Genomic DNA, 15,008 nt, shown 5'->3' with positions numbered 1-15,008 from the left:
GAGGCCCCCGACCGGGCCGATCGCGCACCGCTGACCACCGGATATACGGGTGAGAGGCACCGCGAACCCCTGGTATCGTTGTTCTTGTCGCCGCGGGGAGATCGCCGCGGTTCGACCACTCGTCCGGGTGGCGGAATGGCAGACGCGCTAGCTTGAGGTGCTAGTGCCCTTTATCGGGCGTGGGGGTTCAAGTCCCCCCTCGGACACTCTGGGTAGTCGCTCAATTGCCCGGATCGGTTTCACAGAACTCCCAGTTCGGATTCGTCCGGGCTGGGAGTTTTTGGTGCGTCGGGGATCTCGCTCGTCAAGGGCCATCCGGTGGGCCCGGTAAATTCCGGTGAATTCTCCAGATCGAAACAGCCGACACTTTCGTGGGTGTGACCACCGGCATGGACCGGTTTATCCGGTCTGTGATCCGTATCCTCCCGGCCCGGCCGATCATGGTGGCCGGCGCAGTCTCGGCCCGGTCGACCTGCGGTGATGGTAGCGGCAAAGGACCTTCGCATGCCGTCTCCCGAACTCGGAGTTCGGCACCCGGTTCATGCGGGTAGCCTCCTTTATTCATCGCCCATCGGTCACAGAAACCGCCGGGCAATCGGTGAGGAAATTCCGGATGAATGAGGGTGGCTATGGAGCAAATCTACGATTACGTCATCGTCGGCGGCGGAACGGCCGGCGCGGTGCTGGCCGGCCGGCTGTCGGAAAACTCTGAAGTCCGTGTGGCCCTTCTGGAGGCGGGAGCCGGAGAAGGCCCTGCGATCATGTCGGACGGGAACCCTGAGGCAGCGGTCGGTCTCTGGGGATCGTCCGTGGACTGGAACTACACGACAACACCTCAGCCAGGTACCGAGAACACCGTCCATACCTGGCCCAGAGGGCGGGTACTGGGCGGTTCCAGCAGTATCAACGGCCTGACTCACCTGCGCGGCCACGCATCGAGCTACGACGCCTGGGAGAAGCAGGGCGCCGTCGGCTGGAACTACCAGGAAATGCTGCCGTTCCTCATGCGCAGCGAGCGGGCGAGAGGCAAGGATCCGCGTTTCCGGGGGCAAGAGGGTCCCATGACCATCGAGGAGACGCCCGCCGCCACTCCTCTCGCGCAGGACCTCCATGACGCGGCACTCGACGCGGGCTTCCCGCGCTGTGAGGACGGTAACGCCCCCGAGGCCGAAGGGGTGTTCTGGTCCGAGAGGAATGTCGCCGGAGGCCGCAGGCAGAGCGCCGCGGACGCGTATCTGCTTCCGGTGCTCGCACGGCCCAACCTCACCGTCGTCACCGACGCACAGGTGCAGCGCCTCCTCCTGGACAACGGCCGGTGCAGAGGTGCCGAGTACGTGCGGAACGGCACGTCCCGCACCGTCCACGCCGAGCGGGAAGTCGTGCTGAGCGCGGGAGCCGTCGGATCTCCGCAGATTCTCCTGCTCTCCGGCATCGGCCCCGCCGACCATCTGCGACAGCTGGGGATCCCGGTTCGTGCCGATCTCCCCGGTGTGGGCGCCAACCTGCACGACCATCCCCTGGCCTGGATCTCCTACGGGGTGAAGAAGTCCCCGGTGCTCGGCCCCTCGCGGCAGGCGATGCTCTTCGCACGCACCGGCCAGGACGGGGATCCCGACATCCTGATGAGCTTCACGCCCGTGGCGCTGCAACCACGATGGGCAGGTGCCGAAGAGGGCTTCTCGATCCTCTTCGGCCTGGCGACCCCCACCAGCCGGGGCAGTGTGCGCCTGCGCAGCGCGGACCCCGCCTCCTACCCGCTCATCGACCCCGCCTATCTGACCGAGAGCGACGACCTGGCCCGTATGGTCGCCGCCTTGCGCATGGCACGGCACATCGCGCGGGCCGACGCCTTGTCAGCCTGGCGTGACGACGAGACCCTCCCCGGCCAGGAGGCTGTCACCGACGAAGAGTGCGGTGCGTACATCCGCCACACCGTCGGCACCTACTTCCACCCGGTGGGCACCTGCCGCATCGGCACGGACGGCGAGGCCGTGGTCGACACGGCCCTGCGCGTCCACGGTGTCGACGGCCTGAGCGTCGCCGACGCCTCCGTGATGCCCTCGATCGTCTCGGCCAACACCAACGCGGCCGTACTGGGCATCGCCGAGCGCGCGGCGCACCTCGTCGCGACCCGCGCCGCACGCTGAGGCGCCGAAGCCCTGTCGTCCTGGTCAGGTTCACAGAACTCCCGGCGCGGAATCGTCCCGGGCCGGGAGTTCTTCCGGACGTCACCTACTGAGCGGTGAGGACGTGCGCCCACGGCTCGTCGATGTCGGCCAGTCCCAGCACGGCGACCACGTTGTCGAGCATTCCGGCGCCGAACCAGTTCCGTACGGCGTCGTCGTCGCCCAGCAGTTGCCGAACGGTGGCGACCTGCTTGGCGTAGCAGCCGCGCACCGCCTGCCCGACCAGCGGTTCGCCGGCGGCGCAGTTCGCGTGCATGAGGAAACGCAGGATGGTCCGGTCCGCGACGAGCGCGGCGTAACCGTCGCGTGCCGCTTGCAACGCGGCCTCGGGCGCGAGGGGCTCACCCGACGTCGGCGCGTGCGCGGTCAAGGTCTCGGTCATCACCACGGACACGTGGTCGACCGCCGCCGCGAACAGGGCCTGCTTGTTGGCGTACAGGCGATAGAGATACGGCTGGGAGATGCCGACCCGATCGGCGATCTCGTGCGTCGCCGTACCGTAGAAACCTTTTCGCGCGAAGCACTCGATCGCGGCGGCCACGATGGCCCGACGTCGCTCGTCACTCTTCGTGCTTGTCCCGGCGGTGGGCATGGGCGTCAGTTCAGCATGGCTCCGCAGCAGCCTCCAAAAGTCACTTCGTCACGTCACCGGGCGGCCGGAATTCGATCACCGGGGAGCGAAGAGCCGTTGGGCCGCGGTGGCGATCGTTCTTGACGCCTTGCCCCAGGGTGCCGTTGCGGGGTCCTCTTCATGACCGGTTGGCGACTGGCATCGCGGCGGCCGTCAGCGGCTGTCCGCGCGCGGCGCCGCCGTCGTGCCGCGGACCACCAGGCGCGGTGTCAGGACGATCTCGCGCGGGGCCGAGCGCCCGCCGTCGAGCCGTTCGACGGCCGCCGCCACCGCGTGGCGCGCCTGTTCCTCCGGGTTCTGACTGACGGTGGTGAGGTCGAAACTGGCGAGCCGGGACAGGACGCTGTCGTCGTAGCCGACGACCGAGAGGGTGTCCGGTACGGCGACCCCCGCCTGGCCGAGCGCGCTCAACACGCCCACCGCGCACCGGTCGTTGCACGCGATGACCGCGCTCGGCAGCGCGCCCTCCGCGAGCAGCCGCTCCGCGGCCCGCGCACCGGCCTCCTCGGTGTGGGCGCCGGCGAGCACCCTGATCCGGTCGGCGAGCCGGTGGGCGCGCAGGGCGGTGCGGTAGCCGCGGCGCCGGTCCGCCGCGATGCCGCCCCTGCCCCCGTCGATGAAGGCGATGTCGCGGTGGCCCAGCTCCACCAGGTGGGCCACCGCCCGGCCCAGCCCCTCGTCGTCCGAGGCGCGTACGACATCCAGGCCGGCCGCCGCGATCCGCCGCCCGACGGAGATCACCGGCAGCCCGCGGTCGAGCGAGGCCAGCCGGGCGGCGGGCAGTTCGGTGCCGAGCAGGATCAGCGCCTCGGCGCGGAAGTCGAGCAGGGTCTCCACGGCCTGGCCCTCGTCGCGGACGCGTGTCAGCGTGGACAGCGCGAGGTCGTACCCCGCCGCCTCGGCCGCGACGTACAGGTTCTCGACCAGTTCGGCGTGGAAGCTGTTGCGGATGTCGAAGGTGACGCCGAGTACGCGACTGCGCCGGCGTGCCAGCAGACTCGCCGTGCGGTCGGGGCGGTAGCCGATCCGGGCCGCGGCTTCGAGGACCCGTTCGCGGGTCTGCGCGCTGGGCCCCGGGGCGTTCCTGAGGACGAGGGAGACCGACGCGGGGGAGAGCCCGACCAGCTCGGCGACGTCCTCCAGCCGCGGCCGGCGGCTCCGCGCGCCGGTGTCCCCGTCGGCCTCCGCGCCTCCGTGGCCGCCGGAGTCCGCTCTCTTCACCGGCTGATCCTCCATGGCCGTTTCCTCGTACGTTCCCTCGTGAGGTTGCCTCGTGAGGTTGCCTCATACGTTCCGGCATACGTTGCGCCGCGCCTTCGTACGGTCCGCGGCTCCGTACCGAACCCTTGACACCTCGCGGTGGGCCGACTGATAGTACCAGCGTCTTAAAGCGCTTTAAAAGCGCTCGGAGAACGAGTGACGGAAGAGGTTTCCCATGACCACAGCGTCGATCGGGGTGGCAGTCGTCGGAGCCGGGATGGCCGGCCGGGCGCACCTCAGCGGATACCGCACCGCGTCGACCCTCTTCGATCCCGGCCTGCCCGAGGTGCGGCTCGTCGCCGTCGCCGACGCCCATGAGCCGTTCGCCCGTGACGCCGCCCGCCGGTACGGCTACCGGCGCGCCGAGACCGACTGGCGGGCGATCGCCGCCGCGCCCGACATCGACGCGGTGAGTGTCGTGGTCGCCAACCCGCTGCACCGCGAGATCGTCGAGGGGCTGCTCGCGGCGGGGAAGCACGTGCTGTGCGAGAAGCCGCTGGCGCCGTCCACGGCCGACGCGCAGGCCATGACCGAGGCCGCGGCGAGGACGGACCGGGTGGCCGCGGTCGGCTTCACCTTCCGCCGCTCGCCCGCGATCAACGCGATCCGGGAGCAGATCAACGACGGCGGCCTCGGCCGGGTGCGCCACTTCAACGGCCACTACTGGTGCGACTACGGGCACCACCCCGACGCGCCCATGAGCTGGCGCTACCGCGGCGGCCCCGGCTCCGGCGCGCTCGCCGACATCGGCAGCCACCTCGTGGACCTCGGCGAGTACCTGTGCGGACCTGTCGAGAGCGTGCGCGGTACGGTCCTGACCACCGTGGTCGGGGACCGGCCGGTCCCGCTGGGCACCGCCGTCGGCCACTCCGCCGCCGTACCGGTCGGCGACGAGCGGGCGCCGGTCGAGAACGAGGACATCGCGACCTTCACCCTCACCTTCCGGAGCGGCGCCGTCGGTACGTTCTCCGTGTCGCGGGTCGCCTACGGGCTCGCCAACTCCCTCGGTTTCGAGGTCTTCTGCGACAACGGGGCCGCCGCGTTCGACCTGGTGCGCCCCGGCGAGTTCACCCTCGCGGACGCCACGCCGGCCGGCCCCGTCAACGGCTACCGGCAGGTCCTGATCGGCCCCGACCACCCGTACGTCGCCCAGGGGCTGCCCATGGACTTCCCCAGCGTGGGCCATGGGCAGAACGAGTTCTTCGCCTTCCAGGCGCGGGCGTTCCTCGACCAGATCGCCGGTCTCGACCGGCTGCCACCCTGTCCGCCGCTCGCCCACGGGCTGCACAACCTGCGGATCCTCGACGCGGTCGTGGCCGCCGCGAACGCGGACGGCGGGACCGTCACCGTGGCGTAGCCCTCCGCGGCGGAGCGAGCCGGTCGGCCATGGGGCGTACGGACCCCGGGAGCCCGGCCGGTAATGTGGGCGTTTCCCCGAGATCACCAGGCCGGAGTGGCGGCAGGCGGGGGTGGCAGCATGTGCGGGTGACAGCACATCGAGGACGGCCCCGGGGCAGGGACTTCCGGGTAGACGCGCGGTACGCGGGGTACGCGCGGGAAATGAGGCAAGGCCGGTGAGTACGCCGCTGTACCAACTGAAGGCCGAGTTCTTCAAGACGCTGGGCCACCCCGTCCGCATACGGGTGCTCGAACTGCTCAGCGAGCGGGAGCACGCGGTCTCCGAGATGCTTCCGGAGGTCGGTGTCGAGCCCGCCCAGCTCTCCCAGCAGTTGGCCGTGCTGCGCCGTGCCAATCTGGTGGTCACGCGCCGGGAGGGCTCCGCCGTCCACTACGCGCTCGCCCATCCCTATCTCGCGGAACTGCTGAGCGTCGCGCGGGCGATCCTCTCCGGGGTGCTGGCGGGCCAGGCCGAACTCCTCGCCGACCTGCGCGCCGCGGACTCGGGGGCCACGCCCCCGCAGGGCGGACCGTCCTAGTCCGTGCGGACCTGCGGGAACTGCGGGACCTCCCGGGCCCCCGGGAACTCCGGGAACTGCGGGACTTCCCGGAACTCCGGAACCTCCGGAACCTCCGGCAACTGCGGAACCTCCGAGAACCGGGGACTCTCGCCCACGCCGTCGCCTATACGTCCACCTCGTTCTCGATCCGCTTCAACTGGTGGCGCGCCATGGCCAGATTGGCGCGCGCCCGGTCCAGCACCAGATACAGGAACAGCCCCTGGCCGGCCGAGCCGGACAGCGGCCGTATCACGTGGTACTGGGAGCCCAGCGTGATCAGGATGTCCTCGATGGCGTCCCGGATGCCCAGCGTCTCCAGGGTGCGCATCTTGGCCCGTACGACATCGGTGTTCCCCGCCGCCGCGACGGCGAGGTCCAGGTCCTTGCTTCCGCCCAGCGTGCCCAGCGCCATGCCGCTGGTGTAGTCGACCAGAGCGGCGCCCTGGGCGCCCTCGATCATCATCGCGTCCTTCAGTGCCACGTCCGCGCTTGCCATGTACCCCGGTCCTCTCGGCCTGATGACTCTCCGTATGACGAGTTTATCGAGTAACGACTTGTACGGGATGGCGAATTGAAGATATCTTCAACTAGAAGACGTGATTCCGCTTCTGTCGCCCCCGTGGGCAGCGCCGGCTTCCTACGAAACTTCCTCCGGCGCCGGCGAACGCCGGTTGTCACGCAGTTCGGTGAGCAGATCCTCCTGGCCGGCCAGCAGCTCGACCAGGATCCGCCGCGCCGACCGGAGCAGCTCCGCGACGTCCCCGCCGGCCAGCTCGTACACGACGGTCGAACTGCTCCGTGTCGCGGTCACGATCCCGGCGCGGCGCAATACCGCGAGCTGCTGGGAGAGGCTGGACGCCTCGATCTCGATCGCGGTGAGCAGGTCCCGTACCGGCATCGGCCCGTGCTGGAGCAGCTCCAGCACCCGGATGCGCACCGGGTGCCCCAGCATCCGGAAGAACTCCGCCTTCGCCTGGTACAGCGGAACGCGTGCCCCCGCCACCTGCGCCCCCGCCACCTGTGCCCCCGTCACGGAACGTCCCCTCACCCTCCGACAGCGCCGCCCGGCGCCCGACCGCGCACGAAGTGGTCCAGCCTAGTCGGCGGTGTGTCCCCCTCACCAATCCCGGCCGGGCCCGCCGGACTCCTGTTCGGGCCACTCCCAGGAGATGCCGTGAATGCCCGCCGGGCAGCGGCCCGGCGCCGAGTGGACCGTGTGCGAGGCGTCCAGGGCGACCCGGTGGTTGTAGCTCATCTCCGCCCCGGAGTGCTCCCGGTAATAGCGGTGGCTGACCACCGGCAGCGCCGCCGGATGGAAATAGACGTGGAGGAGGTAATCGCGCAGCCGGACGCGGGTGCGGCGTTCGTAATGGTCGTCCGTGCCGTCCCCGGGATCGACGGAAAGGGTGTAGTCGATGACGACTGTCTCGTTCTTCGCGAGTTTCCGGCCGAACCGTATGTCGAGGACGACCGTGCTCACTTCGGGCAGAAAGCGGACGGGCCCGGGAATTCCGCACCGTACCGTGGTGCTGACCGCGCGTGCCCCGCTGTCGACCGTGTGGACGGCGGTGAGCCGGTCCGCGCCGTCGCGGGCCGCGCGCAGCACCTGCTGGATGGCGATGGAGCACAGCCGCCGGTGCTCGTCGATGGTGACGGTCTCCCGGATGCTCAGCGTGGTGATGGCCTCGTTGAGCCGCGCGAAGTCGGGGCCGAGGATCTGTTCCGCCAGGGAGTTCTCGCCGAACACGCGGTGGGAGGAGCTGAGATCGTGGGCGGGCGGCGCGACCCTGCCCCGGGGCCGGTACGGGCCGATCAGCGCGCGCAGCGTCCCGGGCGGCAGGTCGAGGATGGTCTCCAGCGCGTCCACGGCGCGCAGCGATTCCGCCCGCTCGGGCTCGCTGCGGCCGCGCTGCCAGTAGCTGAGGGTGGTCAGGCTGATCGGGATTCCCTGCTCGGCGAGCCGGCTGCGGACCCGCTCCAGGGACAGGCCGCGTCTCTTGATGGCCTGCTGGAAGACCTCGGCGAAGCCGGAGGGGCCGGAGGGGCCGGCCGGGCCGGACGGGGAGGGATCCGGGTCCTGGTGCACTGGATTCCCTCCCGGTCGTGCGGTGGTGCCGCCCGTGCCCGCACGGGCAGGACCGCCCACCGTATCCGATGGGCGGTCCTGGGGGCCGACGGGGGCCGACCGGTGGTGCGCGACCGGGCCGGGCGTGAGCACCGGGGCGGTCAGCGGGTGCCGGCGGCCGGCCGGTGCCGGCGGTCGGTTGGTACCGCGCTCAGTTGGTGCCGGCGCTCAGTTGGTGTTCAGCGTGAGGCCGTAGTACGAGAGCGCGTCGTCCAGGGGCTGGAAGTAGGAGGACCCCGGCGAGTTGACGCTGCCGGTGCAGCGCTGCGCCGACGGGCCGCCCGAGGTCATGCCCTGGGCCTGGTTGCCGGAGATGTACGCGCCGCCGCTGTCGCCGCCCTGGGTGCAGACGGAGGAGCTGCCGAGGCCGGTGACGACGGTGTTGGGGCCGCCATTGGCGTCGCTGTAGGTGACGGTCACGTTGTACGAGTTGACCTTGCCGCAGGTCCAGAAGGTCGTACGCCCCGACTTGCACAGGGCCGCACCGGAGGAGGCCCGCTTGCTGCCCTGGACGGCGACGGTGCCCGCGCTGCCGTACGTGCCGACCTGCGTGGCTATGGAGTTGCCCGAGTCCACGGCCGCGATGCCCATGTCGACGCTGCGGCTGCCGACCGCGAAGCGGGTGCTGGTTCCCTTGGCGAAGCGCGTGCCCTTGTACGACAGGACGGGCAGGTCCTCGATGCAGTGGCCGGCGGTGACGAGGTACTGGCGTCCCGCCGCGTCCCGGGCGCCGTATCCGACCGAGCAGACATAGCCGTTGAAGGACATCTCGTCGCCCGGGGTGACGACGGCCTGCGTGGACAGCTTCTCCTTGCCCTCGACCACGCGGACGGCGTCGCCGTGGGCCCGCGCGGCCTTGAGGAAGGACTTCGCCGCCGCGCTCTTGGCGCTGTTGACCTCGACGGTGACGGTGTCGGAGGCGAGATCCACCGACCAGGCGGTGACGCCGGCCGGAGTCTGCCGCAGCGCCTTGGAGTCCAGCTCGGCCTTGATACGGTCCAGCGCGGCCTGGCCGTGCTCGGCCACGCGCGGGGTCAGGCCCGCGTCCTTGATGCGCTGTCCGGCGCGGGCGTCGGCGGCGTTGACGACGAGGGTGCCGGCTCTGTCGAAGAAGGCACCGTCCGTCGCGACCCCCTGCCGGTCCAGCTCCGAGAGCTCGGCCTGCTGGTCCGCCTGACGGTCCAGCCGGTCGACGGCCGCCGTCTCGCTGACTCCGAGCGAGGTGGCCAGGGCCTTGACCATCGCCGGGTCGTAGCGCTCGGCGGTCCGTTCGCCCGCCTGGGCTCCGGTCACGACGGTGACGGAGAGCAGCGCGCCCGCGGCCGCGGCCGCGAGAATGTTCCGGGAGACTCGCACAGTCATTCCTTCCGGTTCACGGAACACACGGCCGTGCATGGGGGGAGGAAACGGGCGTGGGGAAGCCGGTTTCACAGAGGGGGGAGCCGTGTGTCCGGCGGCAACCAGGTTGCTTGGTTACCGCGTTGGGAACTCTGGCCTATTTTCTCGGGCCGGTTCAAGGGAGTTCCGTCGGCTGAAATTCAACAGAGTTGACCCGCACTGTTGAAACGGCCTCAGAAGAAAGGAAAGGGAAGAACATAACGGGCGCGAGGTGCGGTGAATGTGCCCAAATGGCGTGCTCGTGATGCTCGCCGCGACACCCGTGCGCGGGGCCGCGTACGCACGGGCGTGGTGCGACGCGTGTGCGCGGACGCGCATGGTAGATTTTGTATACTCATTGTATGCAACCGTGGGGGAAGTCGTGACGTCAGGCCGCGAGAAGGCGTACGCGTTCCTCAAGGAGGAAGTCCTCACCGACCCCGATCTCCAGGGCGAGTTCCTCTCCGAGCAGGAGATCGCGGACCGTATCGGTGTCTCCCGCACCCCCATCCGCGAGGCCCTGCTGCTGCTCGCCGCCGAGGATCTGGTCCGGCTGGTCCCCAAGCGCGGCGCGCAGATCGTGCCGCTCTCCGGACGGGAGATCACCGAACTGATGGAGCTGCGCGGCATCGTCGAGCGGTACGCGGCCGAGCGGGTCGTCCCGGACGGGCAGGCCCCCGTGGCGGAGCTGACCGCGCTGCTGGAGCGGCAGCGCACGCTGAGCGGTCCCGAACACGCCAAGGAATTCATCGCCGTGGACCACCAGTTCCACGCGACGATGGTCGCCGCCGTGGGCAACGAACTGCTCGCCCGCCACTACGACGGGCTGCGCAGCCGGCAGATCAGGGCCGGAGTGGTGGCGCTCTACAACCGGCAGGGCCGGCAGGAGGCCGTGCTGCGCGAACACCGGGCGATCCTGGCCGCGATCGCCGACGGTGACGCGGGGGCCGCGTGCACCGCGATCGACAGCCATCTGGCGACGACCCTCAGGGTCCTGCTCGCCGGCTAGCGACTGATCCGGGCCCTGTCCCGTTCGTCGGACAGGACCCGGACCGGTGCCTCAGCCCCGCCCGGCCAGACGCCGGTTGGCCAGTACGGGAACGGCCCGGCGGACGGCCGTGACCTCGTCCGGGTCGAGGTCGGCCAGCAGCATCCCCGGTGCCCCGCCGAGTGACTGCCGTACGGTCCCGTCGGGGCCGATGACCGCGCTGTGGCCGATGCCGGTGGGCGCGTTCGACGCCCCCGTCGCGCCGGCGGCCGCCGTGGCGGACGCCGCCGGGTCGGCCTGACCCACGGCGGCGAGCCAGAGGGTCGCGTCGAGCGCGCGGGCCCGCGTCAGCAGCTCCCACTGCTCACGCTTGCCGGGCCCCGCCCCCCAGGACGCGAGGAGCAGCGAAACGACCGCGCCGGCGTCCGCGTGGGCGCGGAACAGCTCGGGGAAGCGGACGTCGTAACAGGTCGCGAGGCCGATCCGGACACCGTCCACGTCGATGGTGACGACCTCGGAGCCGGGCGCCACACTGTCGGACTCGGCGTAGCCGAAGGCGTCGTAGAGGTGGATCTTGTCGTAAGACGCCTCCACCCCGGGGCCGGTGGCCAGCAGTGTGTTGGCCACCTTGCCGTCGGGCGCGGGGGTGAACATCCCCGCGACCACCACGAGCCCGGTGTCCTTGGCGATCCTGCGGACCTCCTCGGCCCAGGGGCCGTCGAGCGGCTCGGCCACCGGGGCGAGCGGGGTGCCGAAGCAGGCCATCGAGGCTTCGGGGAAGACGACGGCGCGGGCGCCGCCGTCCGCCGCTCGACGGGCCTCTTCGCGGAGCAGCCCGAGGTTCGACTCGGGGTCGGGGCCGGTGGTGAGCTGGCTCAGCGCGATGCGCATGGGCGGTTCCTTCCGGGTGTACGGGGCGGACGGGCGGATGCCATGAGTGTGCGGGTGCCGAGACCGGAGGCCGGGGCGCTCCGGTCGGCGGGCGGTGCGGTCAGCGGGTGGCCGCGCCGTCCGGTCGTACGGACCGGTCCCCGGCGTCGGCCGGGGTGGCCGGCGGGCCCAGCGGGTCCTCCTCGTCGGTGGCCGATCCGTCGCGGCCCAGCCACACGCCGCCGATCGTGACCACCGCGGTGATCACGATGTAGAGCGCCAGCGGAATCCACGAGTGGTAGGCGTCGAGCAGCGCCGTGAACAGCAGCGGCGCCACCGCCCCGCCCACGACCCCGGCCAGGGTGTAGGCGAGCGAGGAGCCGGTGTAGCGCAGCCGCGGGGAGAACTGCTCGGAGATGAAGGCCGCCTGCGGCCCGTACATCAGCGAGTGGATGGCGAGCGCGACCACCACGCCGAGGGTGAGCAGCGGCCAGCTCCCGCCGGAGGTCAGCGGGAAGAACACGAACGGCCACACCCCGGCCGCGGCGGCGGAGAGCCCGTACAGCAGACGCCGGTTGACCCGGTCGGAGAGGGCACCCGCCAGCGGGATCAGGAAGAGCTGGAAGGTGGAGCCGATCAGGACGGCGGCCAGCGCCGAACCGCGGGACATGTCGAGTTCGGTGGTCGCGTACGTCAGCACGAAGACGGTGAACAGCGCGTACAGCACGTCCGGGGCGATCCGGCTGAGGATCGCGGCGGCCAGCGCCCGCGGATGGGTGGTGAAGACCTCCCTGATCGGCGCCTCGGGGCGCTTCTCCGCCGCCTCCATGGCCAGGAAGACCGGGGTCTCCTCCAGCTTCGTACGGATCCACAGCCCGAAGACGACCAGGACCCCGGAGAGCAGGAACGCCACCCGCCAGCCCCAGCTCATGAACTGGTCCTCGGTGAGCAGCAGGCCCAGGGCCGCGAGGACGCCGTTGGCCAGCAGATTGCCGGCCGGCGGACCGACCTGCGCGGCCGAGGCGTAGAAGCCGCGCCGCCGCGGATCGCCGAACTCGCTGGACAGCAGCACGGCGCCGCCCCACTCGCCGCCGACGCCGACGCCCTGCGCGAAGCGGAGGATCACCAGCACGATCGGGGCGGTCACACCGATCGTCGCGTACGACGGGAGCAGACCGATGAAGAGGGTCGCGACGCCGATCAGGACGAGCGTGGCGATGAGCACTTTCTTGCGGCCGATCCGGTCACCGAGGCGGCCGAAGACGAAGCCGCCCAGCGGGCGGGACACATAGCCCACGGCATAGGTGGAGAAGGCCAGGAGTGTGCCGGTGGCGGGGTCCTCGGAGGGGAAGAAGACCTCGCCGAAGACCAGGGCGGCGGCCACGGAGTAGATGGCGAAGTCGTACCACTCCAGGGCGGTTCCGGTGAGGCTGGCGAAGAAGGCGCGGCGGACCGCCGAGCCGCCGGGCGGGGGCTGATCCGTACGCGTACTGGTGTGGTTCACGACATCCGTCCTTGGGTGGGGCGCGCCGCCATCGGGGGAGGGCGCACTGTCGACCTTCCGGCATACTTCTTGTATACAGGTGGTATGCGCAAGCCTTCCGCGCAAAGTTAACCTCGCCGATACCGCGAACGATGTGGAGAACCCCCATGGCGCTGCTCACCTTCGAACTGCCCGACGGCACCACTCGGCAGGCCGATGTCGTCCAGGTGCTCAACGCCGGCTATGCGGGCCGCAGCCAGGACGACGTGGCCGCGCACGTGGCCGAACTCGCCGAGCTCGGCGTGCCCGCGCCGTCCGTCACCCCCGCCCTCTACCCGGTTTCCCCGTACCTCGCCCAGCACACCGAACGGGTCAGCGCCCAGCACGGCCGCACCTCCGGTGAGGCGGAGTGGGCCCTGGTCGTGGACACGGAGGGTGAGCTGCTGCTGACCGCGGCCTGTGACCACACCGACCGTGAGCTGGAGGTGCACGGGGTGGCGTGGAGCAAGAACGCGGGCCCGGACGTGCTCGCCCGCCGCGCCTGGCTGCTGGCCGACGTGCAGGACCGGCTCGACAGCCTCACCCTGCGGGCCTGGGTGGGCGGCGCGGGCCGGGAAACGCTCATCCAGGACGGCACGCTCGCCGAACTGCTCACCCCCGCCTACTGGGCCGAGGTGCTGCGGGAGCGCGGCGACCTCGTGCCCGGCACGGTGCTGATCTCCGGCACGATCCCCATGGTCGAGGGCGTCGACCAGTTCGCCGACCGCTGGCGGGTGGAGCTGGGCGACCCGGCCACGGGCGACACGATCGGGCTCGCGTACGACGTGGTGCGCATGCCGGCGCCGATCGGCTGAGGCGTCCGCGCCTGGCCGGAGCGGTGGGCGGGTCCCGTGGGAGCCCGCCCACCGCTCCGGCCGGATCATGGCCGGGCGTTCCCAACGGGCGGACTCGTGTGTAGCGTCTAGGGGCCCGCCGGAATGACAGCGGAACGGCAGGTCACAGCCGCCGGTCTGCTGGTGGACCGGGCCCCCTTCCCCACCTCGCTCGACCCAACAGGAGAGTCCGTTGAAACGACCGCCCTACCTCGCCGCCGCCGACCGCTACGCCGGCATGCGGTTCCAGCGCAGCGGTCTCAGCGGCGTACGGCTGCCGCAGGTCTCCCTCGGGCTGTGGCACAACTTCGGCGACACCGCCCCGCTGGAGAAGCAGCGCGCCGTGCTGCGCCGCGCGTTCGACCGCGGTGTCACCCACTTCGACCTGGCGAACAACTACGGCCCGCCGTACGGCAGCGCCGAGGCGAACTTCGGGACGATCTACGCGCAGGACTTCCGGCCCTACCGCGACGAGCTGTTCCTCTCCACCAAGGCCGGCTACGACATGTGGCCGGGCCCCTACGGCGAGTTCGGTTCGCGCAAGCACCTGCTCTCCAGCCTCGACCAGTCGCTGAGCCGGATGCGCGTCGAGTACGTAGACCTCTTCTACTCGCACCGCTTCGACCCGGACACACCGCTGGAGGAGACCGTCGGGGCGCTGGCCTCCGCCGTACGGCAGGGCAAGGCCCTGTACGCCGGGCTGTCCAACTATCCGCCCGAGCAGATGCGGCGGGCGTCCGAACTCCTCAAGGAGCTGGGCACCCCGCTGCTGATCAACCAGCACGCGTACAACATGCTCGACCGGGGCATCGAGCGCAACGGGCTGATCGCCGCGTCCGACGAGGTCGGGGCCGGGGTCATCGCCTTCTCGCCGCTCGCCCAGGGGCAGCTCACCGACCGCTATCTCGACGGGGTGCCCGCCGACTCGCGGATGGCCGTCGGCCACTTCCTGAAGCGGGACGCGCTCAGCGAGGAGAAGCTGACCCTGCTGCACGCGCTGAACAAGGTCGCGGGTGACCGGGGCCAGACCCTGGCCCAGCTGGCGCTGGGCTGGGTGCTGCGCGACGCGCGGGTCACCTCGGTCCTGATCGGCGCGAGCAGCGTCGCCCAGCTCGACCAGAACCTCGCCGTCCTGGACGCCGCGCCCCTGACGGAGCCCGAACTGACCGCGATCGACGCTCTGCTGGCGGACGGCGGAGTGACGAAGTCCTGAAGCGGTACGGATCGGTGACGCCGTGCGGCGGTGACGCCGTGCGGC

At 70.9% G+C, this 15,008-nt stretch carries 14 protein-coding genes and 1 tRNA gene; 7 read left to right on the top strand and 8 right to left on the bottom strand.

Features of this window, described 5'->3' with window-relative positions; translation table 11 throughout:
* Positions 1 to 121 precede the first annotated feature (121 nt).
* Positions 122 to 206 (top strand) — tRNA-Leu (locus ACFXKG_RS04255).
* Between the two features lie 423 nt (positions 207 to 629).
* On the top strand, positions 630 to 2,147 hold the full coding sequence (locus ACFXKG_RS04250; RefSeq protein ID WP_384832061.1) for a GMC family oxidoreductase: 1,518 nt from the start codon (positions 630 to 632) through the stop codon (positions 2,145 to 2,147).
* A gap of 85 nt (positions 2,148 to 2,232) precedes the next feature.
* Here the strand turns inward: ACFXKG_RS04250 and ACFXKG_RS04245 are convergent, their stop codons facing one another.
* Together ACFXKG_RS04245 and ACFXKG_RS04240 are read right to left on the bottom strand one after the other, a co-directional pair.
* Positions 2,233 to 2,778 carry a TetR/AcrR family transcriptional regulator gene (locus ACFXKG_RS04245; RefSeq protein WP_384832058.1) on the bottom strand — a complete coding sequence of 182 codons (546 nt, stop codon included), beginning with the start codon at positions 2,776 to 2,778 and terminating at the stop codon, positions 2,233 to 2,235.
* A 192-nt stretch (positions 2,779 to 2,970) separates the two neighbouring features.
* Complete coding sequence (locus tag ACFXKG_RS04240; RefSeq protein WP_384832055.1) at positions 2,971 to 4,053, bottom strand: LacI family DNA-binding transcriptional regulator; 1,083 nt, start codon at positions 4,051 to 4,053, stop codon at positions 2,971 to 2,973.
* A 199-nt stretch (positions 4,054 to 4,252) separates the two neighbouring features.
* On the opposite strand from ACFXKG_RS04240, the gene ACFXKG_RS04235 reads away from it, so the two are divergent.
* Positions 4,253 to 5,434, top strand: a complete 1,182-nt coding sequence (locus ACFXKG_RS04235; RefSeq protein ID WP_384832052.1) for a Gfo/Idh/MocA family protein — start codon at positions 4,253 to 4,255, stop codon at positions 5,432 to 5,434.
* 217 nt (positions 5,435 to 5,651) lie between these two features.
* Entirely contained in the window at positions 5,652 to 6,014 is a 363-nt protein-coding gene (locus tag ACFXKG_RS04230; RefSeq protein WP_365811815.1) for a metalloregulator ArsR/SmtB family transcription factor, read from the top strand.
* 145 nt (positions 6,015 to 6,159) lie between these two features.
* On the opposite strand, the gene ACFXKG_RS04225 is transcribed toward ACFXKG_RS04230, so the two are convergent.
* The 4 genes from ACFXKG_RS04225 to ACFXKG_RS04210 form a co-directional block, all read right to left on the bottom strand.
* Entirely contained in the window at positions 6,160 to 6,531 is a 372-nt protein-coding gene (locus ACFXKG_RS04225; RefSeq protein WP_365811816.1) for a hypothetical protein, read from the bottom strand.
* 141 nt (positions 6,532 to 6,672) lie between these two features.
* Complete coding sequence (locus ACFXKG_RS04220; RefSeq protein WP_384832047.1) at positions 6,673 to 7,068, bottom strand: ArsR/SmtB family transcription factor; 396 nt, start codon at positions 7,066 to 7,068, stop codon at positions 6,673 to 6,675.
* An 84-nt stretch (positions 7,069 to 7,152) separates the two neighbouring features.
* Positions 7,153 to 8,121, bottom strand: coding sequence for an XRE family transcriptional regulator (locus ACFXKG_RS04215; protein WP_384832044.1), 969 nt, complete (start codon positions 8,119 to 8,121; stop codon positions 7,153 to 7,155).
* A 207-nt stretch (positions 8,122 to 8,328) separates the two neighbouring features.
* Positions 8,329 to 9,522 carry a S1 family peptidase gene (locus tag ACFXKG_RS04210; protein ID WP_384832041.1) on the bottom strand — a complete coding sequence of 398 codons (1,194 nt, stop codon included), beginning with the start codon at positions 9,520 to 9,522 and terminating at the stop codon, positions 8,329 to 8,331.
* 397 nt (positions 9,523 to 9,919) lie between these two features.
* Between ACFXKG_RS04210 and ACFXKG_RS04205 the strand changes: the two genes are divergently transcribed.
* Positions 9,920 to 10,546, top strand: coding sequence for a GntR family transcriptional regulator (locus ACFXKG_RS04205; RefSeq protein ID WP_384832796.1), 627 nt, complete (start codon positions 9,920 to 9,922; stop codon positions 10,544 to 10,546).
* A 51-nt stretch (positions 10,547 to 10,597) separates the two neighbouring features.
* Here ACFXKG_RS04205 and ACFXKG_RS04200 read toward each other — a convergent pair whose 3' ends face one another.
* Together ACFXKG_RS04200 and ACFXKG_RS04195 are read right to left on the bottom strand one after the other, a co-directional pair.
* On the bottom strand, positions 10,598 to 11,416 hold the full coding sequence (locus ACFXKG_RS04200) for a carbon-nitrogen hydrolase family protein (RefSeq protein ID WP_384832038.1): 819 nt from the start codon (positions 11,414 to 11,416) through the stop codon (positions 10,598 to 10,600).
* A 100-nt stretch (positions 11,417 to 11,516) separates the two neighbouring features.
* On the bottom strand, positions 11,517 to 12,899 hold the full coding sequence (locus ACFXKG_RS04195; RefSeq protein WP_384832034.1) for an MFS transporter: 1,383 nt from the start codon (positions 12,897 to 12,899) through the stop codon (positions 11,517 to 11,519).
* Positions 12,900 to 13,045: 146 nt separating this feature from the next.
* On the opposite strand from ACFXKG_RS04195, the gene ACFXKG_RS04190 reads away from it, so the two are divergent.
* Together ACFXKG_RS04190 and ACFXKG_RS04185 are read left to right on the top strand one after the other, a co-directional pair.
* Positions 13,046 to 13,732 (top strand): DUF2848 domain-containing protein, encoded by a 687-nt coding sequence (locus ACFXKG_RS04190; RefSeq protein ID WP_384832031.1) that lies wholly within the window; start codon positions 13,046 to 13,048, stop codon positions 13,730 to 13,732.
* Between the two features lie 256 nt (positions 13,733 to 13,988).
* Positions 13,989 to 14,963 carry an aldo/keto reductase gene (locus ACFXKG_RS04185; protein ID WP_384832793.1) on the top strand — a complete coding sequence of 325 codons (975 nt, stop codon included), beginning with the start codon at positions 13,989 to 13,991 and terminating at the stop codon, positions 14,961 to 14,963.
* Positions 14,964 to 15,008 lie beyond the last annotated feature (45 nt).

It is taken from the genome of Streptomyces sp. NPDC059255 (genome assembly GCF_042752355.1).
In the GTDB taxonomy this organism is placed as follows: domain Bacteria; phylum Actinomycetota; class Actinomycetes; order Streptomycetales; family Streptomycetaceae; genus Streptomyces.
The sequence above is the reverse complement of the archived record's forward strand: the minus strand, read 5'-3'. Positions and strand labels throughout refer to the sequence as shown.